The sequence below is a fragment of the Pseudoalteromonas sp. SG45-1 genome, from assembly GCF_014164135.1.
In the GTDB taxonomy this organism is placed as follows: Bacteria; Pseudomonadota; Gammaproteobacteria; order Enterobacterales; family Alteromonadaceae; genus Pseudoalteromonas; species Pseudoalteromonas distincta.
On the sequence record NZ_JACJEP010000007.1, the window covers coordinates 76,716 to 103,264 of the forward strand.

The window sequence follows — 26,549 nt, forward strand, 5'->3', positions numbered from 1 at the left end:
ATGAAAGTTATTGCAATTTACCCGGGCACCTTTGATCCACTAACCAATGGTCATACAGATCTTATTCAACGTGCAGCTAAAATGTTTGATACTGTATTAGTTGCGGTTGCGAACAACCCAAGTAAAAAACCCTGCTTTAACCTTGAAGAACGTGTTGAACTTGCAAACTCTATTTTAAGTCACTTAGATAATGTTAAGGTCATTGGTTTTTCTGGCTTATTGGCTGACCTTGCGCGCGATCACAATGCTAATGTGCTTATTCGTGGTATTAGAGCGGTATCTGATTTTGACTATGAATTTCAATTAGCTAACATGAACCGCCGCCTGAATCCTGATTTAGAAAGTGTATTTTTAACACCCGCAGAGCGAAATTCATTTATTTCATCAACGCTCGTTAAAGAAGTAGCACGTCACAATGGTGATGTAAGCGAGTTTGTAGATCCTGTAATTGTCAAAGCGCTAAAAACTAAATTGGGCTGTGGTGCCAGTTAATAATAAATAAGGCCTGTTAGCACTGAAATCCATTACTAATAGGCCCTTTTATTCAACACTTTATTTAGCTTTCCTTCTAACCAAGCAAGTTTTAAAACATCTTTACCTATAAAGAAAACTAAAACCATGGTCAAATCTGTAAAATTTATACCTACTATGTACACCCACCAGAACCACCAAAATTCATAATGGTGCATAACATCATTATCTATATACATTGCAAAAAATAGTAAGGTGTTTATACCTAAACCAAATAATAAATAAATGTATACACCGCTAATTTTTATAAAAAAACCAGATAAAATAATAACAAATAGAGTAATACTATCGAATAAGAAAAAATCGAAGTAAGTTATCGAATCCATATCAATAAAAATACTAGAAGAGTAAGAAAGTGCCATGATGAAAGATAGCCAAACAATGCTTTTATCTGCGTTATTTATAGAGCTTACTAAAGAATATAGAAAAGCCATCAAAAAGCCCCACTGTACAAAAGCACCTATATAAAAAGAGATATTTGTATTTAAAAGTAGCTCAATCATCTTACCCCAACACTATATAAACCGTTATTGTACCGCTTAACATATAACGGCAACATAAAAAAATGCACAAAATCACTCTTCTTTTAAGTTGAGCTTTACTGCCTCAGCGATCTAAACTTAACCTTCTAACATACCTTAAAAGCTTGTTTAAGCCTAAAACATCCTTATTGATGATTAATACCAATGCCATTGTAAAGTCGACAAAATACATCCCGAATGTGTAAATGGTCCAAAACCACCAATAGTAAAGAGTGCCAACGATTACAATGTCGTAATGCATACCCAGGAACAGACACGCATTAATAAATAGACCAACAATTACATAGAGAAAAGCAATGGGGACAGGATTTTTACATACAGCTCGCCAAAGTAATAAAGTACCTATGGTAGCAAAATCAAAATAAAAGTAATTTAAGTGAGGAGTCGAAGTTCGAGGATCCATAAAAAGACTTGAAGTATAAGAAACCAGCATAATGAATGATAACTGTAGCAGGCTTTTATCTGCCTTATTTATACTTGCTGATAGATTATATAAAAATGAAATTAAAAAGAACCAAGTAAATAATAGCCCTATATTATCGCCTAAATCGACAAGACTCCAGAGTAGGTCAGCCATCAACTGTCCTTTTCAAACTAGTAATCAAACCATTTCTAAATTTCATCAAGTATAAAAAATCTTTGTTTATAAAAAATATAGCTACCATTATAAAATCCGCAGCGTTGACCCCTATCGCGTAAGCATTCCAAAGCCACCAGTAGCTTGTATTATTTGATATATAGATGTCGTAATGCATGAGAAAGTGTAGAGCTGAGTTTATAGCTAAACCAGTAATAATATATAGATAGGTAATACCATCACGCCAGAGCCGCCTAAGGAAAATTATAACTAGGAGAGTTAAAATATCGGAAAACAAAAAATCGAGATAAGTTACCGTATCCATATTTGTAAATATACTAAACGAATATGAAACACTCATAATCAAAGACAAATACACTCTTTCTTTATTAGGCTTATTAATCGAATTAGCAAGGGAGTACAAAAAGGCCATAAGGAATCCCCATTGTACAAAGGCACCTATGTACAATGACACTGTTGGACTAACCAAAAGTTCACTCATTTTTACGACTTTTTTAAGTTTAATTTGAAGGCTTTTAAATGTAGCATCTGTATAATGTTCCTATTGAGTACTAATGAAAGTATCATTAGAGTATCTATAGAGTTAACCCCTATCGAATAAAAACTCCAATACCACCAAGGCTCAATATTATATAGAACGTATAGGTCATAATGCATTATGAGGGTGAGTACAGCGTTTGTTGTAAGCGAAATAATGATGAAATCAAAAGCTTTCGAACATTTGAGTACTTTAAGATATTTTAAAATAAACAGAGCTAAAATTGTAATAAAATCGTAGAGCGCCCAATTTAAATATAAACTTTCTAATAAGTTTATGTAACCACTAGAAATATATGAGCAGAGCATAAGCGCAGATAAATAGACAGGAGATTTATTCTCTTTATTTATACTGGATGCTAAGCAGTATAAGAAGGCCATTAAAAAGCCCCATTGAGAGAAAGCTTCTACATAATCCATTAGGGCTTCAGTAACGTACATTTTAAACTAGGTTACTTTATGGATATCGTTTGACTTGAAGTAGTTGAGAGTTTTATTTTTTAATTTATGAAGACCGAGAAAGTCTCTATCAACAATTAACGCGACAACCATTGTTAAGTCTATTACATTTACACTATAAAGATAAATATCCCATAGAATCCAAGGCTCTTGATTACCATAAATATAAACATCTAAATGCATAAATAACACAAGAATCATATTTATGGAAAGACCTGTAACTAAATATAAGAGAGAAGTACTAGAACGCTTTACTACACTATAAGCAATTATTAAACTAGCAATAGTAATAGCATCATGTATAGCCCAATCAAAATAAGTTGTATTGTAATATGATATCCAGGTATAAAGATAATCAGTTGCAGAATAAGAAACCATCATAATAAATGAGCTGATTAGTAAAGTCGTATTTCTTTTAACACCTAAACTATAAACAAAAATGTTAAAAAAGAATGCCATCAAAAAAGCCCACATAACCAAGGCTGATAGTGAAAAAAGACCAAACAGCTCAAATAAAAACATCGAATACCTATATAACTATTTTGGGCGAGAACCAGTCCCACCAGAAAGTAATGAACCACCACGCTGTAAATCAGTACTCGCAGCACTCATAGCCTCTTGAGAGATACTCACTGTATCAGATTGCAGGGTTTTAGGGCTAGCAGTTTGTTCCATTGCAGGCTTTAATTGTTGTGTTTTGTTGTATGCTTGCATTTGTAATTGGCTATTAGCTGAAACTTGCATGTGATTGATCCTTGTAAAAGTTTTAATTATATTTGGTGCAACTTTTAACCACATTATTATGTAGATAAATGCATTACCTGTTTTAAGCAGTGATAGCTATTTTGCTACCTATCTTATACATAGCAATCAATGTGCCAACTTTTTTTGACACATTAAAATTCACTCAAAAAATATAACCCAACCAAACAACTCCGACCAGTTTACTGCAAATATAAAAAAACGCACAGGGATAACCGTACGTTTTTTGTATCCAGGGAGTTTAAGCTACGTATTTACACGGGATCTCCGCACGTGTACTTAGCTTCAAAATATATTCCATTGCTACTTCGTCACAATTTTCTTTACGAAGGCAAAGTTCACAATCTTTCATTACTTTTTCAGGCAAAGAGTCTTTGCTACAAAAAGTAAAACGTTGTTGTTCAAAAAAATCGGGTACACGGGTCAATACAATAACTCGGTTAAGTGCCAATTTTTTGGCTTTAGCAAGTAGGTGCTCTACAAGCTGTCTACCCTGCCCCGTCACTTTACTTTTTGGGTCTATACCCAATGAGCGTATTTCAGCAAGGCCGGTATCGTAAATGTATAACGATGCACAGCCCGACACTTTTCCATTTATTTCAGTAACTGCAAACTCGTTAATAGAGTGCACCATATCGCTTTTTGCACGAGGTAGGTTTTCGCCTACCGTTGCCCAATGCTGTATAAGTGTGGCTATTGCCTCTACATCATCTAAATTTGCATCACGTACCGTTATTTGCTGTTTTTTTTTGGCTTCTTTAACAGCATTAGTTACTTGCTCAATAGACGTCCCACCAAGCGCTTGACGCGCTTTTATACACGCATCAATTTCAAGTACTGGGTAAACATCGTCTTCAAATACAGTGTTTACTGATTTGTACTGCTCAAGTGATAGCTCCTCAAGCGTTTTACCTTCGCTAATCGCAAGCTGTACAAGTACACCCACAATGTGATGCCCTTCTCTGAATGGCACACCTTTAGCAACTAAGTAATCAGCAAGCTCGGTGGCATTAGCGTGGCCGCCTTTTGCCGCTGCTAACGTTTTATCGCCATTTACTTTTACGCCTTTAATACATGCTTGCGCCATATGAATACATGCAAGCCATGTTGGCATAGCGTCAAACAGGCCTTCTTTGTCTTCTTGCATATCTTTATTGTATGCAAGTGGCAGTGCCTTTAATGTCATCATCATAGCGCTAAATGCACCAAATACACGTCCGGTTTTACCGCGAATAAGCTCGAGTGCATCAGGATTTTTTTTCTGAGGCATGAGCGATGAGCCTGATGTGACGTTATCAGCAAGCTCTATAAATCCGGCTTCACCCGAATTATAAAAAATCAGATCTTCAGACATACGAGATAAGTGAATCATCGAAATAGACGCACAACTTAAAAGATCTAACACGAAGTCACGATCAGATACGCCATCAAGGCTATTTTTTGTAGCCGCTGTAAAACCTAATCCGTGGGCTAATGCTTGGCGATCAATCGGATAAGCTGTACCAGCTAATGCACCACTGCCTAATGGGCAAAAATTCATGCGCGCTTTAGCATCTTGCAGGCGGCTTTCATCGCGCTCTAGCATTTCTACATACGCCATACACCAGTGGCTAAACAATACTGGTTGTGCGCGCTGTAAATGCGTGTAACCTGGTAATATTGTGCCAAGCTCTCGCTCTGCAAGCGCTACAAACTCGCTTTTTAGCTGTGCAATGGCATCTAGTAAATGATCGGCTGTATCACGGCACCATAGTCTAAAATCGGTGGCAACTTGGTCATTACGGCTTCGGCCTGTATGTAATTTTTTAGCTAAATCACCTACTTTTTCAATTAGAGCAGCTTCAACATGTGAATGAATGTCTTCTGCACCTGAAGTAGCAACTGATTGTGGATCAGCTTTAACTTCTTCAAGTAGCTCATTTAATGCAGCAACTAATTTTGTATGCTCATCACTTGAAAGTACATTTACCTGTTCAAGTGCACCAGCCCATGCCACAGAGCCAATAATATCTTGCTCTGCTAACTGGTAATCAAAGGGAAGAGAGTCGTTAAATTGCTTAAACGCCTCATCTGGACCCGTAGAAAAACGTCCGCCCCATAATGCCATGAAATCTCTCCAAACCCTGTAGTGCCCCTTTTATAAGGGGCTATAAATAATTTACTTTTTAGCCAATGCTGAAATTCTGCTTGAAAGCGAGAATAAACGAATAAAGCCTTCAGCGTGTGACTGGTCATATACATCATCTTCGCCAAATGTAGCAAATGCTTCGCTGTATAAGCTATTTGGTGATTGCTTTTGAACCGCAGTTACTTGACCTTTATATAGCTTAAGTACCACTTCACCTGTTGCCACTTTAGAAAGTGCTTCTGCACCGGCTAAAATAGAATCTTTAAGTGGTGTAAACCAACGTCCGTCGTACACTAAATGTGAAAATTCACCACCTAGTACTTCTTTCCATTTACGGCTTGCTTTATCAAGCACTAGCTCGTCAATGGCTTGAAGCGCAGCCATAATTACTGTGCCACCTGGTGTTTCATAACAACCGCGTGACTTCATACCTACTAAACGGTTTTCTACAATATCAACACGCCCAACGCCATGAGGTGATGCAATATCGTTTAATTTAACTAAACAGTCATATGGTTTAAGTTCTTCGCCATTTACAGCAACCACTTCGCCTTCAACAACTTTTAAAGTTACTAGTTCTGATTTATCTGGTGCTTGCTCTGGAGAGTTAGTCCAAGTCCATACTAGCTCAGTTGGTTGGCACCATGGATCTTCAAGCTCACCACCTTCGTGCGAAATATGCCAAGCGTTAGCATCACGGCTATAAATTTTTGTAGCAGATGCTGAACACGGAATGTCACGCTCTGCTAAGTAATCAAGTAATGATTCACGACTCGATAAGTCCCACTCACGCCATGGCGCAATTACTTTTAAATCTGGAGCAAGGGCTGCAAAACATGATTCAAAACGAACTTGGTCATTACCTTTACCAGTACAACCATGAGAAAGTGCATCAGCACCTACTTTACGTGCAATTTCAACTTGTGCTTTAGCAATAATAGGACGCGCCATAGACGTACCTAGTAAATAAGTACCTTCGTAAATCGAGCCCGTTTTAAGTGTTGGATAAATGTAATCACTTACCATTTCATCTTTTAAATCAACTACGTAACATTCTGAAGCACCTGAAGCGATTGCTTTAGCTTCTACGCCTTCAAGTTCTTCTGCGCCTTGACCTACATCCGCTACAAACGCAACAACTTCACAACCGTAGTTTTCTTTTAACCATGGCACGATAGCCGATGTATCAAGACCACCTGAATAGGCTAAAACGACTTTTTTAATTGAACTCATAGGTGTTCCTTAACAAAATTTGGATTTAGTAATGTAACTAGCAAAGCATTTTGCGCGTGCATGCGATTCTCTGCTTGTTGAATAATTTTCGATGCTGGACCATCCATTACCTCAGAGGTAATTTCAAATTCACGGTGTGCCGGTTGGCAATGTAATACCGTAGTTGCACCGGTTTGATCTAGCAATGCCTGATTTAATTGATAAGGCATATATTTTTCTTTAACTTGCTCAAGCGGTGTTGTATCACCCATTGATACCCATGTATCTGCATATACAACGTTTGCACCAACAGCCGCTTCAACACGGTCACTTACCATCACTGATGCGCCATTCATTGCCGCTATTTGCTCTGCCTTTTTAAGGATTTGCGAATCAGGCGAGCTGCCTTTTGGCGTTACAGCAACAAAATCAGTGCCAAGCGTTGCCGCTAAAAGCATTAATGAATGAGTTACATTGTTGCCCTCACCTAAGTAAGCCACTTTAAGCTCGCTCACATCGCCGTGAACTTCTTGAAGCGTTAAAAAATCAGCAAGCGCTTGGCATGGGTGGTATAAATCACACAAACTATTTACTACCGGTACTGATGCGTATTCACCTAATGTAGTTAATGTGCTGTGCTGATTTACGCGCGCAACAATACCATCGGCCCAAGTAGAAATATTAAGTGCGAAATCTTTAATTGATTCACGTGCACCCATAGCGCCATTTTGCTGATCTAAATAAACTGCATGGCCACCAAGGCGGTTAATACCTATATCAAACGATAAGCGAGTACGTAAACTTTGTTTTTCAAACAATGTTACGATTGATTTTCCCGCTAATACATTGCTGTATTTTTCTGGTTTTGCTTTTATATCTTGCGCTAACTTTAATAAATTAAGTGCGCCTTCTTGGTCTAACTCTAAACCCGTTAAAAAATTCTCAAACATAATAAACCTATGGTGTAATCTTAGTTCCGACATGCTCGCCTTGTAGCAGAGCAGTTAAATTTTCTGGCTTTTGCCAGCTGGAAATATACACACCGCGTCGTAAATGTTGGGCAGCGTGAAGGCTGGTCTTAACTTTGACCTCCATCCCGCCCACAATTACTCCATTTGTAATTAAAGTATCAATGTGTTTTGTGTCAAGTTGATGTAACGGCTGTTTATTTTCATCAAGCACTGCTTCAACATCCGTCATAAAAATAAGCTCAGCATTTAAGTTACTAGCAATAGCCGCTGCTGCTTCATCTGCATTTACGTTGTACCAAAGCCCTTGCTCATCAAAGCCTATAGAGCTAACAATCGGTAGGCGACCGATTTTAAGTAAATCATTAACAATAGAATCGTCGTTGCTTTTACATTTACCCACTAAGCAAAGCGCTTTTAGCTTTTGAGTGGCAGTAACACCTGCCTCAAAAAGACTTAAGCCGACAGGCTTGTGCCCAGCACTAATAGCTTGAGTCATTAATTGTTTATTAGCGCAACCTGCAAGCGCACCCACTATATAAGGCATTTGCTCTGCTGGGCTAATACGTAATCCTTGGTGTTTAGCACTGGCAAAACCCGCTTGTTTTAACCATGTATCAACTAAAGCGCCACCGCCATGTACAATGACAAATTCATCATTTGTTTGCTCATTTAATACATCAAACAACGCTTTTGCTGCATTTTCTGTATTAAGTACTGCACCACCTAGCTTAATTACCCACGTTTTTTTACTCATTTAAAACGCTCCTCTTAAACCAGTGGTATGATCTAAATTCATAGAAATATTAATACACTGCAAAGCTTGTCCAGCAGCGCCTTTTAATAAGTTATCAATAGCAGACATCACAATTAACTGCGTTCCTTGTTGCTGCCAGCCAATATCAACAAATGGCTGCTTAGCTACACCTTTAATTGAAGGTACTTTATCGCCTAATAAACGAATTAATGGCTCGCTCGAAAGTACTTGATAAGCCGATGCAACGTTTTCCTTGGTAACGCCTGGCTTAAGCTGTACATAAATAGTTTCTAAAATACCGCGCGGAAAATTACCTAGATGCGGTGTAAACAACACTTTGTGGCCAAGGTGTTGTTCAATTTCAGGGCCGTGGCGATGGTTAAACAAACCATAAGGTGCAAGCGACACTTCACAAAAATGCGTTCCTACACTGGCTTTACGCCCTGCGCCTGTAACGCCCGAAACCGCATTAATAATAATACTTTCGCTGCTTAATAAGCCTGCTTGCTTAAGCGGTTTTAGCGCATTAAGCGCTGCTGTTGGGTAACAGCCTGCAACAGCAATTAGCTTTGCATTAGCGATAGCATCATGGTTCCACTCAGCTAGACCGTAAGCCGCTTCATTTAAAAGCTCTGGATGTTGATGCTCAAAACCATAGTAAGTAACGTAGTCGTCATTGCTTGCTAAACGATAGCCACCAGATAAATCAAATACCTTTTTACCCATAGCTAAAAATTGCGGCGCTAGATCAACACTTACTTTGTGATCGGTACATAAGCATACGTAATCAGCATCACTTTGAATGTCATCAAAAGCTGATACGCTAAGAGGAAGTAAAGGGCAGTCTAGTAAGCCAAGGTGCTCTGGGTATAAATCACTTAGCAATTTATTTTTATCTAAGCTACCCTCAGATACATAACAGCCTGTTAAAGTTAAGTTTGGATGCTTAGCAACTAAACTTGCTAACTCTGCGCCGCTGTATCCGCTTGCGCCAATAATCACTACATTCATTTGTTACTCGTTATCTTAAAATTAATTACTACTTATCTATAATGTTCGCTTAAACTAGCTTAGACGCTAATTAAGTCTTTTTTATTAATGAATTTTGATTATCGTCGCATTATTTTCATGGCGTTACTTTTAATATATTTATGCTTAAAAAGTGAATTGATATTCATCATAAATACTTTTATATTGTTATGCAATTAAATTGAATAATAATTTTGGATTTTTTTATGCCTTTGCCTTCGTTTATTTCCATGTACCAACAATTGATTGCAGCCCCTTCTATTAGTGCTATTGAAGACAACCTGTGTATGAGCAATAAAAACGTAATTGAACTCCTAGCCAGTTGGTGCGAAACAATCGGTTTTACGTGTGAAATTATAGAATTAGAAGGAGGTAAAGGGCGCTATAATTTATTAGCAAAACGCGGAGAAGGTGATGGCGGATTAATGCTAGCTGGTCATACCGACACAGTACCTTTTGATGACAGTCGTTGGAATCATAATCCATTTAAACTTACCGAACTCGATAACAAATTGTATGGGCTAGGAAGTATTGATATGAAAGGCTTTTTTGCTTTTGTATTACAAGCGATTAGTGAACTTGATGAAAAGCAGCAAACTCAGCCTATTTTAATCCTTGCCACCGCCGACGAAGAAACAACGATGGCTGGTGCACAACAAATATGTAAGCACCCGAATTTAAAACCTGCGCGTTGTATAATAGGCGAACCTACTGATATGACGCCAGTATTTATGCACAAAGGCCATATGAGTACAGCAATAAGAGTGGTTGGTCGCTCTGGGCATAGCTCCGATCCCGAACGTGGTCTTAACGCCATTGAAGTAATGCATAAAGTGATTACAAAATTGATGATCTTAAAAGAACAATTAAAGCATAAGTATTCAATAAACCACTTCGAAATCCCTTATCCAACATTAAACTTAGGTAATATTCATGGCGGCGATAACGCGAATAGAATTTGTGGTTGCTGTGAAATGCATATAGATATGCGCCCATTACCAGGTTTAAGTGTACAAGAACTACAAGCATTAGTACTCGATGCAACGAAAGAGATAAATCAGCAATACCCAAATGCGGTGAGCGTTATTGATTTACATGAACCAATACCGGCATTTAGTGGGAGCACCGACAGTGCTTTAGTAAAAATGGCTGAAAAAATAGCGGGGCAAAAAGCGGTCGCAGTAAATTACTGCACTGAAGCGCCGTTTATCCAGCAACTCGGTTGTGAAACGATTGTAATGGGCCCAGGCTCAATTAACCAAGCACACCAGCCTGATGAATTTTTAGCGATGGAAAAAATAAAACCATCACAACAAATAATCACTGATCTTATAAAAGCAAATTGCTTTAGCTAATAAGATTACAATAAAGGCGCCAATTGGCGCCTTTATTAATACAGAACTAAGGCCTAATCACCTTTAACTTCTAAGTTAATAAACTTAACTAGCTCTTCAGGTTGCCCTACTAGCATCATAACTTGTTGGTTAATTTCCATCATAGTTTTACCTTCAGGTAGCTTTGCAGACACACTGAATGAATTTAAACCTTTCGCAAAGCTAGTTAAAGCCTCTGCAATATCTTCAGTTACAGGAGCTTGTTGTAACTGTTGCTCTAGCGTCATTTCCATTTGCTCAAGCGTCATACCTTGCTTTTCAAGCTCGCTTGAGAGTAAATCTTTTAATTTACCCTGGTTATTTAAGGCAAAGCTAACATTACGCGGCTCTAATTTACTCATTGCTTGCATAACAAGTGTTTGCTGCTGTAATTCTTGCTCATACGTCAGCGGTTGATCACCCGCTTCTTGCTGCGCCTTGCTAATAGCCAATGAAGCATCCATTAACGCTTTTGAATTAGCTAAACCCATATCCATATTAAAACTAACAATGTCTTTTGCATCAAGCTTAACTACTACATCACTATTGCCAGACTCTTCATCGTAATCAAGTGATGAATGTAAGTCGTAACTTGCCGACGCTAACATTTCGTTTGTATCAGCTGGTAATTTTGATACGAAGCTTTTATCAAACTGAAAGCTTTTTACATCAAATGATGTATGTGGTGATATTTTATCCGGCTCGTAGCCAGTTATTTCAATGCTTTGAATATTAGCAACATTGTCACCTTCAGGGCTTATTACTTCCATGTTTGTTATTTCTACACTCTTTGAAATAACACTTGCCGATAAACCAGCGTATTTAAATGTAGCGCCAGTTTGCTCGCTTACTAAAGCAAGTTGCTTATCTACTTCTGCACGCACTTCTTGAGTTGCTACGTAGTTTGCGTAACTAACACCACCCACGCCTGCGGCCACAAGAGCTGCAACTATAACTAATTTTTTCATGTCATTTCCTTATTTAATTCTTTCTATAAAGTGTCTCAACTTAAGAGTAACACTGAAGAACATCACCGATAAGTGTTAATTAATCAAACTAAGTAACTCATGTACGGTTTTTACAGGGGTAATTTTAGCGCCTAGCCCTTCCATCGATTTATGGTAATTGCGAAATGGAATATATATTTCTGTAAAACCATGTTGTGCAGCCTCTTTAACACGCGGTACACCACTGTCTATTGGGCGTACATCGCCGTTTAAGCTAAGTTCTCCCATAATACACGTGGTACGAGGTACAACAAATTCGTTTAAACTGCTAAGTAACGCGGTTACTAATGCTAAATCGATGCAGGTTTCTGTCTCATCAATTCTTAAACCACCCACAATATTAAAAAACGTATCGTGAAATATTTTAGTTTTAGTATGCTTACGTAATATACCGGTCAGCATTTTTATACGATTCATATTTAAACCAACACAAACACGCTGCGGAAATTCAGCTTCTGTTTCGGTAGTTAAACATTGAATCTCAAGCAATAAATTACGATTCCCTTTACGAATACAGGTAATAGTAGAGCCAGGTGAGTCGGTGGTTGAACCCGATAAAAATATTTCACTTGGATTATCAACGCTTAACATTCCACGTTCACACATTTTAAAAATGCCAACAGTATCAATATCACCAAAGCGGTTTTTATTTGCCCTAAGGGTTCGTATTTGCCCATCGTTGGTATCTATGTGTAAAAGCGCATCAACAATATGTACAAGTGTTTGAGGGCCTGCTATTTCGTTATTTTTATTTACGTGAGCAATAATGAACATGGTTACATCATTTTGCTTACAGTACTGAGTTAATGCTTGGGCGGCGCTTTTTACCTGCGAAGGCGAACCTGGGCTACCATTTGCCGTATCGGTTACAACAGCTTGAATAGAGTCAATAACAGCAAACTTAATTTTATTTTTCTCGAGCTCTTCGATGATGGTTTCAACGCTCGTTTCTGAAAGTAAATAAAGCTCGTCCGGGTTATAGTTTAACTTTAAACGATTTACCCTGTTTTTAAACTGCGATAAAGATTCTTCTGCCGTACAGTAAAGTGACGGCATCCGTTGTGACATTCTCGCCACTAGGTCAGATAGCAAAGTTGTCTTACCCGCCCCCGGATCGCCGGAAATTATATTAACAGAGCCAGTAGTCACCCCGCCGCTTAGTACGCGATCAAGCTCGCCGATTTCAGTTAGCTGCTTTTCAGCCTCTGATGTAGCAATATCATTGATTTTTTTAGAGCCACCACCAACACCACCAGCATAACCACCAACGTTTGCTCGTATTGATGCTTTTTTACTGTGCCCTGCTGAAGGCTTAAATTCCGCTAATGTGTTCCACGCACCGCAGCGACATTGACCCTGCCAACGTTGATAGTTCATGCCACATTCGGTACAAACAAATTCTACTTTTGCCGCTTTAGCCATTGATAACTTTACCTACTATTCTTTAATTAAAAAAAATTCTTACTATTAAGCGCTTATTTTGCCATTTCAGGCATTTACTTAGCAACAAACTCTTGCCTGCTTAAAAATCTATCGTCACAATCAATAAATACACATGGTGTTTCTTTTTAGCTATAATTTAGGGCATACTTTTTGCTTTGTAATAGTTTAAAGTAACTTGCCAATAAAATGGCAAATAACACATACATAACAAGAGCTAAACAGTAGTAACTCAAATAACTGTACCTATATTAATAACATAGCGCGATTTAACGTTTATTGAACTTCTAATAAATGGACTTAACAGTATACCTACTTTTTCAATTAGACGGTGATGGTTTTATAAATGGCTGATGACATAATGCTCAAACACGAAGACCTCGTGAATGAGTTAAAAACATATTTAGGCAACGCTAAATTTGATCTAATTTTCAAATCAAAAACCGCAGGGTTAACTAAACCTGAGCAATTTTTAATGAAAATGGAAATGTCGCGTTTATCTCAGCCAGTGGCACGTTTTGTTGATCTTCGTGGATTAGTGACAGGCCAAGTAAAACCATATGAGCATAACGGCAAGCAACACTTTATGGATGACACAGCCATTGAAGTGTTTGAAAAAGCGCTTAAACAACATGGTGAATACACCTTAGCTGTTTACGAAGCCGTAATGAATACAGAAAATAACCACCGCGTATTACAAAAACAAGCAGCCGAAAAATCAGAGTTACAAGAGTTAGAAAATAACTTAAACACTGAAGTAATTAAGTTTGCCTCTTACGAGAGCCGCCGTGAAGAACGGATGAATTACTCAATAAAAGTAACGATTGATTACAAAGATAAAAAGAACATTGCTGCTAGCACCTCAGATATATCTTTAAGCGGTTGTAAAGTTAAGCTTGCAACGCGCTACTCTATAAAAAAAGGCGAACTCATCGCAATGCGCTTAGTAGGCCTTGAGCAAGACTTTGAACTTGGCCTAAAAAACGGTATTCAATACGAAGTTGTTGCAGTAGAAAATATCTCTCGTGAATTTAATCACATCCGCTTAAAGCGCACTTATATAGAAAACAACGATGCCTTTAATGACTTTTTAGAAAGTTTTATTCATGGTAATAAGCGTCGTTATAAAGTAAATCTAGATAATACGCTCGATGCTGTAGTATCAAAGGGGTATGAGCAGTACTACATTCCTCGCGTAACGTCTTTATATGTGTTTTTAAGTAAAAAAGATGAGCAATATTACCCAAGCCTTAGCCTTACCACTGAAAATAATATTTTTATTCAGCGCTACTTTACCGATGAAAGAAAAATACCGTGTTTGTACAATATACTTAATCATCAGCGTATTACACAATTACTAACTCAAATTACCGCAGTAAAAGAAGATTACCTCTATACATTTACACATATATCATCAGGTAAAATTTATTACTACTCAGCGACGCGTACAGAGTTAAATAACAACCCTAAATTACGTGATCTATTTTTAGGTTTTGGTAGCCAAAAAGAGAGCTGGCAGTGCTTTAAAATACAAGTAATGCCAAGTCATCCAGATGATTCTTTTATACCGCTTTCACTACCTAATAGTGCCGGTGAAAATATAGAAAAATTAAATAAGCCGCCTTCACCTCGTGTAAAAGGCCTTATAAAAGATGTTAAGTATATTGTTGTACTTACAAATATTGGCAATAAAGCTGAACAAGCAAATTATAAACAACTTACTTTTGATAAAGCATTAGTAAATCAGCTCAAGCACTTTGGCCACGCAAAACACAAAACACCACCCTACTTAGATATTGTGCCACTTGAATACGTAAATTTACGCTCGCATAAGCGCTACCTTTATAAAACACCTGTTAGTGTCACTATTAATGATGAGGTATTTAACGGCTATACACGTGACTTTTCGGTAATGGGTTTGCAGTTAGAGTGCGAACAACCTGCCACATTTAAAAAAGGCGATATAGTACTTTTAGCATTCCCTGAACTTCAAAAAATAACTAAAAAGCATAAGCTTAGTGAACTAAAGTACGAAGTAATGGCCATCAGTAAGTCATTTACTACTATTAACCTAAAAGCAAATCGTATTGCTGATTTACCCCATGCTGGCGTGACCTTTTTCACTCAGCTAATAGAAGGTAATAAAGACAAACTTAAAGTATCTGAAGAAGCACCTAAAGTAGAAGGCTTATCTACCGCACTTAGAAATATGGTTACAAAAAGCGTTTGCCAATTTCCGCTATATTTACACAAAGAAGCTGCACACTTTAAAACCGGCGCAATTGGATATGGGTTATACGCCAGCCCTATGCACGTGATTTTGCAAAACTTTGGTTTATTAAGTAACAAAACTGACTTTTCGAGCATTCTGACCGAAGAGCAAATTATTAATGTAATAACACCAAATATTAAAGATCGCAGCCGCCAAGATGCACCGCTTGCTTTTACACTTGCTATTAACTTCGATCCTCGAAAAGGCAGTATTGAAGAGGCTATTGTTAGCCAATGCGCTTTAGGTGAAGACTACTCAAGCTTTTATAAACAAATTAGTAAAGGTATTACATCGCAACTTATATTCGTAATGCGTTTGTATATATCGCGCACAGGTCGCCCCGATACTGATTATCTTTCTAATGAGCTAAAATACGTAAGTCAGTACGCAATGCACAAAGCTAAAGATTTAGAAGAAGCCTTATGGGCCGTAGCTGGTGTAGGTGATGTAGTAGATATAACTGAAGAAGCGCTAAGCCATTTAGAACTAAAAAAAGAGCAAGTAGCACAAATGAGCCGCCGTAAGCTAATTTGGTTAAACCGCTTACGTTAAGCGGTTTAACTTAATTTATTTTAAAGTGTTGGTTGTTTTTCTAACGGAATAGCCAACATATACAACAATTGCAATAATGACCCATCACAAATAGCCGCCTGTGCTTGCTCAACCACTTTTGGCTTACCATGTACGGCCACACCTAGGCCTGCTTTTGCCATCATGACTAGATCATTTGCGCCATCTCCAATAGCTACAGTTTGTGCTTTTTTAAGCCCTAGCTTTTGCTGAAGCACCTCTAAAACGACCGCTTTTTGCTGTGCATCGACAATCGTACCCAGTACTTTACCTGTTAGCTTGTCGTCTTTAAATTCGAGCTCATTAGCGTGCACTTCATCTAAATTAATCAGCTCTTGTACACGCTCTGCAAAAGGCACAAAACCACCTGAGGCAATCGCCAAATACCACTTATGTTGCTTTAAAATTTGGCACAGTATTTTAATACCAGGCATCAATGGTAATGTACTTTTCAGCTCTTCAATTAAGCTTTTTTCAATACCTTCAAGCTTAGCTACACGCTGATGTAAACTCTCACTAAAATCAAGTTTACCCGCCATTGCAAGTGCAGTTACAGAGGCAACTTCATCGTATACGTTCGCAAGGCGTGCTATTTCGTCTATGCACTCAATAGTTATTGCAGTTGAGTCCATATCCATAACCAATAAACCTGGCTCATATAAATTAGGCGGCGTATCAACTTGCACTAATTGACAATCAAGCGTGTTTGAAAATTCTTGTAGTACTAACGGGTTTATAGTTTTATCTGCATTTTGCGCGTAAAAACACAGTGCTGGTGCAAGCCCTAAATCAGGTTGGTATTGGCATATAGCGGTGACTTTTTGGTTATGTGTCGCTAAAAAGTCAACAATACTGGCAATGTGTTTTTCTTCAAAATCACCTGCAAATGCGATGCTAAATAACCCTAATGCTTTGTTTGGAATATAATCGAGAGGTGTAGATACACCACCACTATAGCTAAACCATTTATTTAGAGTTAAGTGTTGTAATGGTTGCTCAGCAGCTTGCTGTGCCATGTTGATTTGCGACATGGGATCTCCGTGTTTATTTTTATTTTCCTGATAGTTGGCATCTCAAAACTGCTATTCTCAACACTAAATTCGCCATCAGGTGGGGTTTAAGGTTATAGTTAGTGTAGTTGTAACATCAAATCAAAATGCTGTCAGTAGCATAAACGGTGACTATGAAAAATAACCATATTAAAAACCCTATAAGCGCATCCCAAAGAAAGCGACTCGTTCGCTTAATTCTTGCGGCTGGCTGTTTTGTATTACTAAGCTGGGTGGGTGTTAATAGTAGTTTTCAGAGCCACCAGTTACTTTACGATAGCGCCGACAGCACCGCCAAAAGCCTCACTCAGTTTATGGCTTTAAATGTTAAAACACCTTTAATCGAAAAAAATAAACCCCAGCTCAATGCAATTTGTAACGATATAAGTAAAGATGAGTTCGTGCTTTCGGCCACTATTTACGATCAACAGGGTATTTTATTAGCCAGTAGCGACAATTGGCAGTCGCATCATGTTTATGGTCAACTTTCCGATTCTACCCCCGGAATAAGTAAGTTAAAAACACCTTTTATGGAACCTGTTATAAGCGATGATGACCGCCCTATAGGTTTTGTATCTATTACTTATTTAACTCGCGCTGCAATATCCGACAGCCATAATCATTTTCATGACTTAGGCAGGCAGGTTTTACTAATGCTAGTGATTGCTTGTATTTTTACGTGGCAGTTAGGCCGTGGATTAAAGCGCTGGCAGGTAAATCGTTATATGCAAAAAACATCTGAACAAGAATCATAAAGTTGCTTTGCAAGCGTCTCTTTTTCGCTGTGTGGCTTTAAATCACATAGTGCGCCAAACACATCAGGTAGATGCAATGGCGTGTTAACCTCCCCTTGGTAGCCACTTAAAGGCATTGAAGGTGAATCTGTTTCAAGCACTAAGTGCTCGGGCTCAATAGCGGCAATAACAGCACGGGTTTTAACTGCACGTTGATAGGTAATAACACCGCCTACGCCAAGCTTAAAGCCCTGTTTGATATAATACTTCGCTTGTTGGATTGAACCTGAAAATGCATGAATCACTCCCCCATTTTTTGGCTTACAACGTTTAAACGCTTGCGCAATTAAATCATGGCTTTGCCTATGATGTACAATGAGCGGTAAGCTTAGCTCATTAGAAAGCCCTATTTGCTGTTCAAATAAATAAGTTTGTTTAGAGAGGTTTTCAATGCTTCTATCAAGCCCACACTCACCAATGGCCACTAACTGATGCTTATTTGTAGTTGCAAACTCGAATAATGCTTCTATGTGCGATTCTTCATGCTGTTTTAAAAAATAAGGGTGCAGCCCTGCCGCTATTTTTATACTTGGATAGGTTGCTTTGAGCTCTATAAGAGTATGCGATTGAGCAAGCGTAATACCCGGTACAACAAACTGATTAACTCCCTTTGCGACGCACTCGTTTATCAGCGATTCACGACTTGAATCAAACTCACTAAAATCGAGGTGGCAATGAGAGTCAATAAATTGCACGGTTACTTACTCATCTATTTATTAAGGGTTTAAGCGTGTAATTTGCCAGCTGTTATCTGCTTGGCGCTGATACATAAAACGATCATGTAAACGATGCGCCCCACCTTGCCAAAACTCAATTTTAGTGGGCACTACACAATAACCGCCCCAAAAATCAGGTAATGGAATTTCACCTTTAGCAAACTTATTTTTCATATTAGCAAAGGTTTCCATTAGTACTTTACGTGATGACACCGGACGGCTTTGCGCTGATGCCCACGCTGCTAATTGGCTTTCTTTAGGACGAGATAAAAAGTACTTTGCCACAGCAGAAGTTGGTAATGGTTTAGCCTCGCCATAAACAATAACTTGGCGTTCCATGTGATGCCAAGGAAAGTGCAAGGAAATTTTGTTATTGCCTTTAAGCTCCTGCGCTTTACGCGAACCTGTATTGGTAAAAAATACAAAGCCGTTATCATCCAGGTGCTTTAAAAGCACTATACGCTGTGAAGGCTGACCGGTTTCATCAACAGTTGCTACAACCATCGCTGTTGGATCGGGTAATTGGCTTGCTACAGCATGCTCAAGCCATGTTTCAAACTGCTTGAATGGGTCATCTTGCAAGTTATCTTCGCTTAACGCGTCTTGCAGGTATTCACGGCGGATATCTTCGAGTTTCATAACAAATCCTTTAAATAAAGACTTAGAAAAGAGCTTAGAGTAGCGAGCTTAAAACAATAGATATTGAGTAGTAACAAATATTAAGATTCAGGTATATGTGATAGCAATAACACCGAGTCTCGGGTGTATTCCATAGCAGTAAACATAGAGTCTCAGGTGTATCGTTGGGTTTCGTTTCACTCAACCCAACCTACAACGCAAACTACACAGCTCAGATATCTGCAAGTGTAGGAGTGCTAGCAAGGCGGTAAAACTATTTATGCCAAGGAGCATACGGTTTGTATGTGACTTAGGCTAAATAGTTTTACCAACGCAGCTAAAGCGAACTACACGCAGCAGAAGGTGATTACATTTGCTCCATGACTTCAATGCCGAGTAAGTCTAATCCCGTTTCTAATGTTCTTGAAACCAAATTACACAACACTAAACGGCTATCGCGCACGCTTGGCTCTACGCCTTCTTTAAGTACTGGGCAGGCTTCGTAAAATGTCATGTATAAGCTTGCAAGCTCGTATAAGTAACCACATAGTACGTGCGGTGTTGCTTCGCTGATCATTAAATCAAGTACTTCTTCGAGCTGTAGTAGCTTAAGTGCAAGTGCTTTTTCTTGAGGCTCAACAATTGCAACGTCTGAATTTAATGTAGCAGCATCAACGCCTGACTTACGGAAAATACTGCGTACGCGTGTATAAGCATATTGTAAGTAAGGAGCGGTTGCGCCTTCAAAACTTAGCATGCTGTCCCAGTTAAAAATGTAATCACTGGTACGGTGCTTAGAAAGGTCGGCATATTTAACTGCGCCAATACCTACTTTACGGGCAATTTCGCTGCGATCGCTATCACTTAAATCAGACTCACGTTCAGCTAATTTTGCTGCTGCGCGGTTAATTGACTCTTCTAATAAATCAGCAAGTTTTACTGTGCCGCCAGTACGTGTTTTAAATGGTTTATTATCGGCGCCCATCATGGTGCCAAACGGGCAAAACTCGTAGCTTGTTTCGTCTCTTAATAAACCAGCTTTACGCGCTGTTAGCTCTACTTGGTTAAAGTGTAGATTTTGACGTGCATCTACAAAAATTAAGATGCGATCAGCACCTAATTTATTTGAACGGTAGTCACATGCCGCTAAGTCTGTTGTTGCATATAAAAAACCACCGCCAGATTTTTGTACGATAAAGGCTGATGGCTCGCCATCTTTATTAGCTAGCTCATCTAAAAACACCACTTGCGCGCCTTGCGACTCTACGGCAATGTTTTTATCTTTAAGTAGGCTAATAATATCGTTAAGCTCTGCATTGTATGCGCTTTCAGCCATAATATCGGCTTGGGTAAGCGTTACATTTAAACGCTTGTATACTTCTTCAGAGTGTTTAACTGAGGTGGCTATAAATAGTTTCCAAAGTTTTTCACAATGCGCATCGCCGCCTTGTAATTTAACAACGTAGTCACGTGCTTTATCTGCAAAGCCTTCTTCGTCGTCAAAGCGTTTTTTAGCATCGCGGTAAAAAGTTTCTAAATCAGCAAGCGCAACAGTATCTAAGTCAACGCCTTGGCTAATTTGATCTTCTAAATGCGCGATTAACATACCAAATTGCGTACCCCAATCACCCATGTGATTTTGACGTACAACCGTATCGCCTCTAAATTCAAGCGCACGTACAATTGAGTCACCAATAATAGTTGAACGTAAATGACCTACGTGCATTTCTTTAGCTAGGTTTGGTGATGAATAATCAACAACAACTTTTTGTGGCTTAGCGTGCTCGTTTACAGCTAGTTTAGCATCATTGTTAGCCGCTTTAACGCTTTGCGCTAAAAACTCAGGCTTTAAATGGATATTAATAAAACCAGGACCCGCAATTTCAGTCTTTTGTGCAATATCGCTTACATCAAGGTTATCAATAATTTTTTGTGCAAGCTCACGTGGATTGCTTTTCATTTTTTTAGCTGCGCCCATGGCTGCATTAATTTGGTAATCACCAAATTGTGGACGCGTGCTTTGCGTTACTGCCGGGTTTGTATCTTCAGGTAAGCCTGCACCGACCATAGCTGCAATGGCTTTTTCAATTAAAATAGTACGAATATTCATATTTTTTTACCTTTATAAACCCGCCAAAGCAGGTTTTCTTTTAATTCTTGTAAATGAGCTCTAGTTTTCGCGTGTATGGCTAAACGTTACTTCTGGGTAACGCTCGACCGATAAGTTAAGGTTTACACGGCTCGGCGCAATGTAAGTTAAGTTATCACCGCCATCGAGTGCTAAATTGCTTTCGCATTTACGTTTAAATTCTTCAAACTTTTTAACGTCATCACTGCTTACCCAGCGTGCCGTATTCACGTTTACGCCTTCATAAATAGCATCAACGTTATATTCTGCTTTTAAACGTGCTACAACCACATCAAACTGAAGTACGCCTACCGCGCCTACTATTAAGTCGTTATTAATAAGTGGTCTAAATACCTGTACAGCCCCTTCTTCAGAAAGCTGTACTAAGCCTTTTAATAATTGCTTTTGCTTAAGCGGATCGCGAAGGCGAATACGACGAAATAGTTCAGGGGCGAAGTTAGGAATACCACTAAATTTAAGTTTTTCGCCTTGCGTGAACGTATCACCAATTTGAATTGTACCGTGGTTATGCAAGCCAATAATGTCGCCAGCGAAAGCATCTGCGGCACGTTCACGATCGCCCGCCATAAAGGTTACCGCATCAGAAATGCTCACTTGCTTGCCAATTCGCACGTGATTCATTTTCATGCCTTGGCTGTACTTACCCGATACAATACGCATAAATGCAATACGGTCACGGTGTTTAGGGTCCATGTTGGCCTGAATTTTAAATACAAACCCGGTAAAGTTTTCTTCAGTTGCAACAATTAGTCTATCTTCGGTTTCACGTGGTAATGGCGTTGGCGCCCACTTAGTTAAACCATCTAACACGTGATCAACACCAAAGTTACCAAGTGCGGTACCGTAATAAACTGGCGAAAGCTCACCGGCTAAAAACAAATCTAAATCAAATTCGTTTGATGCACCAATAACAAGCTCAAGCTCATCACGTAACTGCGCAGCTAAGTCTTCACCAATGGCAATATCTAACTCTGGATTATCAAGGCCTTTAATTGTGCGAACATCTTGAATTTTATGACCTTGGCCCGTTTTATATAAAACAGCTTCATCATTATGAATGTGATAAACACCTTTGAATTCTTTACCACAACCAATTGGCCAAGTAATGGGTGCACAGGCAATATTTAGCTCTGTTTCAACTTCGTCCAGCACTTCCATTGGGTCGCGAATATCACGGTCACATTTGTTCATAAACGTAACAATAGGTGTGGTACGCAGGCGTGTAACTTCCATTAGCTTACGGGTACGGTCTTCTACACCTTTAGCCGCATCAATAACCATTAAGCACGAATCTACTGCTGTTAATGTACGGTACGTATCTTCAGAGAAATCTTCGTGTCCTGGCGTATCAAGTAAATTAACAAGTGCGTCGTTATATGGAAATTGCATTACAGACGTAGTAACTGATATACCACGCTCTTTTTCCATTTCCATCCAGTCAGATTTAGCATGCTGGTTAGAGCCGCGACCTTTTACAGTACCAGCTCTTTGAATAGCTTGTCCGAATAACAATACTTTTTCGGTAATCGTTGTTTTACCAGCATCCGGGTGAGAGATGATAGCAAAGGTCCTTCGCTTGCTGATTTCATTGATAATAGTCTGGTCTGCCATTGATAAATTCTTTTAGTTTATATGCGGGGTTGAATGCATTTTAATAAGCGTCTGCGAGTAAACCCGTTATGTTGATCGTAATTAACTACTATTCTCGCTGATTTTCACGTTGCAAACAGCTGATAATAAAGCGTCAATAGTTGATTTTTTAATAATGGCAATTGTAACAGGAGTCGGTATAAAAGTGTGCTATCTACTTAAAAATATCTTAGCTTTAAAATAAATGTGTACAGCAAGCGATATTTAAACGACCTACAATTTGCTCGTAGATCGTTTAAATAAAAATGAGTAGTTACTTAACAACATCAATAGTAGGTACAACCGACATTCCAACACGTAGTTGACTAAGTAAAGGCTGCTTAGCATCTAAACTAATCTTTACCGGTAGGCGCTGCGCTATTTTAGTAAAGTTGCCTGTCGCATTATGCGCACCAATAGTGGAGTAACTTACACCACTTGCTGGACTTAGACTGTCAACGTGTCCTTTTAATGTCACGCTTGGCAATGCATCAACTTTAATTAGTAACTTTAAAAGATGTAAAACTATGTAAGTTTTTTAAACAGCGAATTAATATTATATCCATGTAACTTGTTAAATTTAAATAACTTAAACATAAAAAAAAGAGCTAAAGATCATGCAACCAATGATTGTAATTTAGCCACCAAGACCGCTATAAGCTTGTGTAATCAGGTCGTAACGCATATTATTGGCAGATTGCATGGAGGATAAGTCGTTTGGTCATGAAAACCAGTAAGTTAAGTATAAGATTATTATGGTATATAACACCTCTTGTTATTCTGCCACTGCTATTTTTAGGTGGCTTTACGCTCACCAATGTCACTAATTCAACACAAAAACAAGCTGATTTAATAATGAGCCGTTTTGTTGAGCAACAACAGCAAAAAATATTCAACTATATCGACTCTTTTCACTCTACTGCAAAACTACTCTCAAATTCGCCAGTACTTAGTGACTTTTTAGCAAACGATATTAGCGCCAACGGTAATTACACCCGAAAACTTGGCGCGCTTATGGATGTATTTGCCAGTTACAGCGAAGCTTATCCAGATATAATTAGCATTAATTTAGTTTCAGCAAGTGGGAAAAGTGATGCCTACTACTCTAATAACCTAACAACAGCGCCTAAAAGCTATCCATTTTTTAATCGAGTATTGCAAAGTAATTTAAGTACACAGCAATTTATGATTCAAAAGGACGATGGCACCACGAGCTTATATTTCATTCAACGAATTGACAGCGTTGATTACTACTTGAAACGTCCACAGCAGCTTGGTTTTATTGTAATACATATAGAGCCTTCAATACTCAACTCCAGTATTTTAGAAGCGCCATATAACAACACACTTAATTTAATGTTGACCAAAGACGGGAAAATTTTATTTAGCTCCGACTACAACATGCGCGGCCAATACATAAGCGAATATGAACTTAACCAAGTACATGATCTTGCCGATATAGGCATGCTTTCTACCATTGAACTCTCAAGCATAGATAAAATAGAGCGAATGATTTTTGCCGTACAAATGCCCGGTGGATATTATTACGTTTCAACCATTCCCAAAGGTGTGCTTTATCAATCTGGTAAAGCCATAAGCCTAATAACAGGCTTAATTGTTATTATTTCGATAATCACCCTGCCAATATTAATTTTTATAGTGGTACGTAATTTACTACTTAATCCAATTGAATTACTAGGTGCTGCAAGCCACCGTGTTGGTGATGGCGATTTGTCGGTGCACTTACCAGCTCATACAAATGACGAAGTGGGTGTTTTGTTTAACGACTTTAACCACATGGTTAATCAAATTAGACACTACCAGCAGCAGCTTGAAGAATATAAACACCACCTTGAAGATAAAGTAGAAAGTCGTACTAAAGCACTTGAAGCCATGAACAGCCAACTAGAGCTTGCAATTGGCCAAGCCGAGCAAGCTAATCAGCTTAAAAGTCGTTTTTTAGCTAATATGAGTCACGAAATACGAACGCCACTTACGGCTATTATGGGCTTTACAGAGCAATTACTCCACAACGACAAAGTAGCCAACGACAAACAACATCTAAGCACTATTTTACGTAATTCAAAACACTTACTAGAGTTAATAAATAACATACTCGACTTATCTAAAATTGAAGCTGAAAAGCTAGCTGTCGATTTGTCTGCGTTAAACGTAGTGCAGCTTGTGCATGACATTGAATCGATTATTCAACCACTGGCACAAGAAAAACAATTAACCCTTAATATTGATTACCAACTGCCGCTACCTCGCACCATTTATAGTGATGTGACCCGCTTAAAACAAATACTTATAAATATTGCAAATAACGCTGTTAAATTTACCGAAAATGGCAGTGTGTCTATTTGCGTGCATTATTTACAAGCAAGTCAAAAGCTAGAATTTGTAATTAAAGATACCGGCATTGGGATGTCTGAGCATCAAATAGAGCGTGTGTTTAAACCGTTTGAGCAAGCCGATGCCACAACCACACGTCGTTTTGGTGGTACAGGCCTTGGGTTGTGTATTTCTAAAAATTTAGCACTGTTACTTGGTGGCGATGTAACGCTTGAAAGTGAAGTTGGCGTTGGTAGCCGCTTTACAATTAGGGTGTCGTGTCAGTTATCTGATGATCAACCAATGCTTGAGTTTTTAACGCAAGAAAGCCAGTTAATACCAGAGAAAGACCCTCTCTTATCGTTTGCGACCAATAACTTTGAGGCTAATATTTTAGTCGCTGAGGATAACCCTGATAACCAACTATTAATTAAATTATTACTGCAAACTTGGGGCCTTGAACCCGATATTGCTAGTAATGGCGCACAAGCTGTAGAAATGGCACTCGTTAATGACTATCAGCTTATTATAATGGATATGCAAATGCCTGTAATGGGCGGATTAGAAGCGACTAAAATGCTTCGTCATGCAGCATACGATGGCCCCATTATTGCCCTTACTGCTAATGTAATGAACCACGATATAGGCACTTACCTAGAAGCTGGCTGCAACAAAGCACTCGCTAAACCCATTGATAAAGATGCTCTGGAAAATGTACTCGTAAGCTACCTACATCTTGAAAAGGATAATCAAAATAAGTGGGACAGCTTATTAAAAAGCGAAAAGTTTCAGCAAATTACTGATAACTATTTAGCCAACTTACCTACTTATTTAGAAGAAGTTAAAACTCTGCAACATTGTAATGACTGGGAAGCATTAAGAAGTATAGCGCACAGTATTAAAGGTAGTTCTGGATGCTTTAATTTTGATGAGATTTACCACAGCGCTGCGGCACTTGAAGAAAATTTAAAAAGTAACAATAAAGTGCCAAGAGACGAGCTAGTAAATAAATTAATAGCAGCCATTGAGCAAGCAATTAGTGGCAAAGTAACCTAAAAGAAAACTTACAAAATAG

The 26,549-nt window shown here is 38.5% G+C and carries 22 protein-coding genes; 5 read left to right on the forward strand and 17 right to left on the reverse strand.

Features of this window, described 5'->3' with window-relative positions; translation table 11 throughout:
- Positions 1-492 carry a pantetheine-phosphate adenylyltransferase gene (gene coaD, locus H5117_RS08540; protein ID WP_024595945.1) on the forward strand — a complete coding sequence of 164 codons (492 nt, stop codon included), beginning with the start codon at positions 1-3 and terminating at the stop codon, positions 490-492.
- A 35-nt stretch (positions 493-527) separates the two neighbouring features.
- Here coaD and H5117_RS08545 read toward each other — a convergent pair whose 3' ends face one another.
- The 9 genes from H5117_RS08545 to argC all read right to left on the reverse strand — a co-directional run bounded on the left by H5117_RS08545 (position 528) and on the right by argC (position 9,505).
- Positions 528-1,034, reverse strand: coding sequence for a hypothetical protein (locus H5117_RS08545; protein WP_182737237.1), 507 nt, complete (start codon positions 1,032-1,034; stop codon positions 528-530).
- Between the two features lie 103 nt (positions 1,035-1,137).
- On the reverse strand, positions 1,138-1,650 hold the full coding sequence (locus H5117_RS08550; RefSeq protein WP_182737238.1) for a hypothetical protein: 513 nt from the start codon (positions 1,648-1,650) through the stop codon (positions 1,138-1,140).
- Positions 1,651-2,655: 1,005 nt separating this feature from the next.
- Complete coding sequence (locus H5117_RS08555) at positions 2,656-3,189, reverse strand: hypothetical protein (RefSeq protein ID WP_024604428.1); 534 nt, start codon at positions 3,187-3,189, stop codon at positions 2,656-2,658.
- Positions 3,190-3,204: 15 nt separating this feature from the next.
- The gene (locus H5117_RS08560) at positions 3,205-3,411 is read right to left on the reverse strand and encodes a hypothetical protein (protein ID WP_024604427.1); all 207 of its coding nucleotides are present in this window, start codon (positions 3,409-3,411) and stop codon (positions 3,205-3,207) included.
- 259 nt (positions 3,412-3,670) lie between these two features.
- Positions 3,671-5,536 (reverse strand): argininosuccinate lyase, encoded by a 1,866-nt coding sequence (gene argH / locus H5117_RS08565; RefSeq protein WP_182737239.1) that lies wholly within the window; start codon positions 5,534-5,536, stop codon positions 3,671-3,673.
- A 51-nt stretch (positions 5,537-5,587) separates the two neighbouring features.
- Positions 5,588-6,790 carry an argininosuccinate synthase gene (locus H5117_RS08570; protein WP_182737240.1) on the reverse strand — a complete coding sequence of 401 codons (1,203 nt, stop codon included), beginning with the start codon at positions 6,788-6,790 and terminating at the stop codon, positions 5,588-5,590.
- The gene (locus H5117_RS08575; RefSeq protein ID WP_002958764.1) at positions 6,787-7,719 is read right to left on the reverse strand and encodes an ornithine carbamoyltransferase; all 933 of its coding nucleotides are present in this window, start codon (positions 7,717-7,719) and stop codon (positions 6,787-6,789) included. The genes H5117_RS08570 and H5117_RS08575 overlap by 4 nt, the downstream gene beginning before the upstream one ends.
- Positions 7,720-7,726: 7 nt before the next feature.
- A complete protein-coding gene (gene argB, locus H5117_RS08580) occupies positions 7,727-8,494 on the reverse strand; it encodes an acetylglutamate kinase (RefSeq protein ID WP_002958765.1) in 768 nt (255 codons plus the stop codon).
- Positions 8,495-9,505 (reverse strand): N-acetyl-gamma-glutamyl-phosphate reductase, encoded by a 1,011-nt coding sequence (gene argC, locus H5117_RS08585; protein ID WP_182695712.1) that lies wholly within the window; start codon positions 9,503-9,505, stop codon positions 8,495-8,497.
- 224 nt (positions 9,506-9,729) lie between these two features.
- Between argC and argE the strand changes: the two genes are divergently transcribed.
- Complete coding sequence (gene argE / locus H5117_RS08590) at positions 9,730-10,878, forward strand: acetylornithine deacetylase (RefSeq protein WP_149602219.1); 1,149 nt, start codon at positions 9,730-9,732, stop codon at positions 10,876-10,878.
- Between the two features lie 53 nt (positions 10,879-10,931).
- Here the strand turns inward: argE and H5117_RS08595 are convergent, their stop codons facing one another.
- The gene (locus H5117_RS08595) at positions 10,932-11,864 is read right to left on the reverse strand and encodes a hypothetical protein (protein ID WP_002958768.1); all 933 of its coding nucleotides are present in this window, start codon (positions 11,862-11,864) and stop codon (positions 10,932-10,934) included.
- Between the two features lie 75 nt (positions 11,865-11,939).
- Positions 11,940-13,325, reverse strand: coding sequence for a DNA repair protein RadA (gene radA / locus H5117_RS08600; RefSeq protein ID WP_002958769.1), 1,386 nt, complete (start codon positions 13,323-13,325; stop codon positions 11,940-11,942).
- A gap of 364 nt (positions 13,326-13,689) precedes the next feature.
- Between radA and H5117_RS08605 the strand changes: the two genes are divergently transcribed.
- Entirely contained in the window at positions 13,690-16,167 is a 2,478-nt protein-coding gene (locus H5117_RS08605) for a PilZ domain-containing protein (protein WP_024596075.1), read from the forward strand.
- A gap of 20 nt (positions 16,168-16,187) precedes the next feature.
- On the opposite strand, the gene serB is transcribed toward H5117_RS08605, so the two are convergent.
- Positions 16,188-17,216 (reverse strand): phosphoserine phosphatase SerB, encoded by a 1,029-nt coding sequence (gene serB / locus H5117_RS08610; protein WP_182695714.1) that lies wholly within the window; start codon positions 17,214-17,216, stop codon positions 16,188-16,190.
- A 152-nt stretch (positions 17,217-17,368) separates the two neighbouring features.
- Between serB and H5117_RS08615 the strand changes: the two genes are divergently transcribed.
- Positions 17,369-17,989 (forward strand): AhpA/YtjB family protein, encoded by a 621-nt coding sequence (locus H5117_RS08615; protein WP_002958772.1) that lies wholly within the window; start codon positions 17,369-17,371, stop codon positions 17,987-17,989.
- Here H5117_RS08615 and H5117_RS08620 read toward each other — a convergent pair.
- The 5 genes from H5117_RS08620 to H5117_RS08640 all read right to left on the reverse strand — a co-directional run bounded on the left by H5117_RS08620 (position 17,956) and on the right by H5117_RS08640 (position 23,618).
- Positions 17,956-18,723 (reverse strand): TatD family hydrolase, encoded by a 768-nt coding sequence (locus H5117_RS08620; RefSeq protein WP_182737241.1) that lies wholly within the window; start codon positions 18,721-18,723, stop codon positions 17,956-17,958. The genes H5117_RS08615 and H5117_RS08620 overlap by 34 nt on opposite strands.
- A gap of 21 nt (positions 18,724-18,744) precedes the next feature.
- Positions 18,745-19,383: a pyridoxamine 5'-phosphate oxidase gene (pdxH, locus tag H5117_RS08625; protein ID WP_002958774.1), complete on the reverse strand. Its 639-nt coding sequence runs from the start codon at positions 19,381-19,383 to the stop codon at positions 18,745-18,747.
- Positions 19,384-19,729: 346 nt separating this feature from the next.
- On the reverse strand, positions 19,730-21,472 hold the full coding sequence (gene argS / locus H5117_RS08630; RefSeq protein ID WP_002958775.1) for an arginine--tRNA ligase: 1,743 nt from the start codon (positions 21,470-21,472) through the stop codon (positions 19,730-19,732).
- 60 nt (positions 21,473-21,532) lie between these two features.
- Positions 21,533-23,122: a peptide chain release factor 3 gene (prfC, locus tag H5117_RS08635; protein ID WP_002958776.1), complete on the reverse strand. Its 1,590-nt coding sequence runs from the start codon at positions 23,120-23,122 to the stop codon at positions 21,533-21,535.
- Positions 23,123-23,414: 292 nt separating this feature from the next.
- Positions 23,415-23,618: a hypothetical protein gene (locus tag H5117_RS08640; protein ID WP_033020690.1), complete on the reverse strand. Its 204-nt coding sequence runs from the start codon at positions 23,616-23,618 to the stop codon at positions 23,415-23,417.
- A gap of 245 nt (positions 23,619-23,863) precedes the next feature.
- On the opposite strand from H5117_RS08640, the gene H5117_RS08645 reads away from it, so the two are divergent.
- Entirely contained in the window at positions 23,864-26,530 is a 2,667-nt protein-coding gene (locus H5117_RS08645) for an ATP-binding protein (RefSeq protein WP_024596082.1), read from the forward strand.
- Positions 26,531-26,549: the final 19 nt, after the last annotated feature.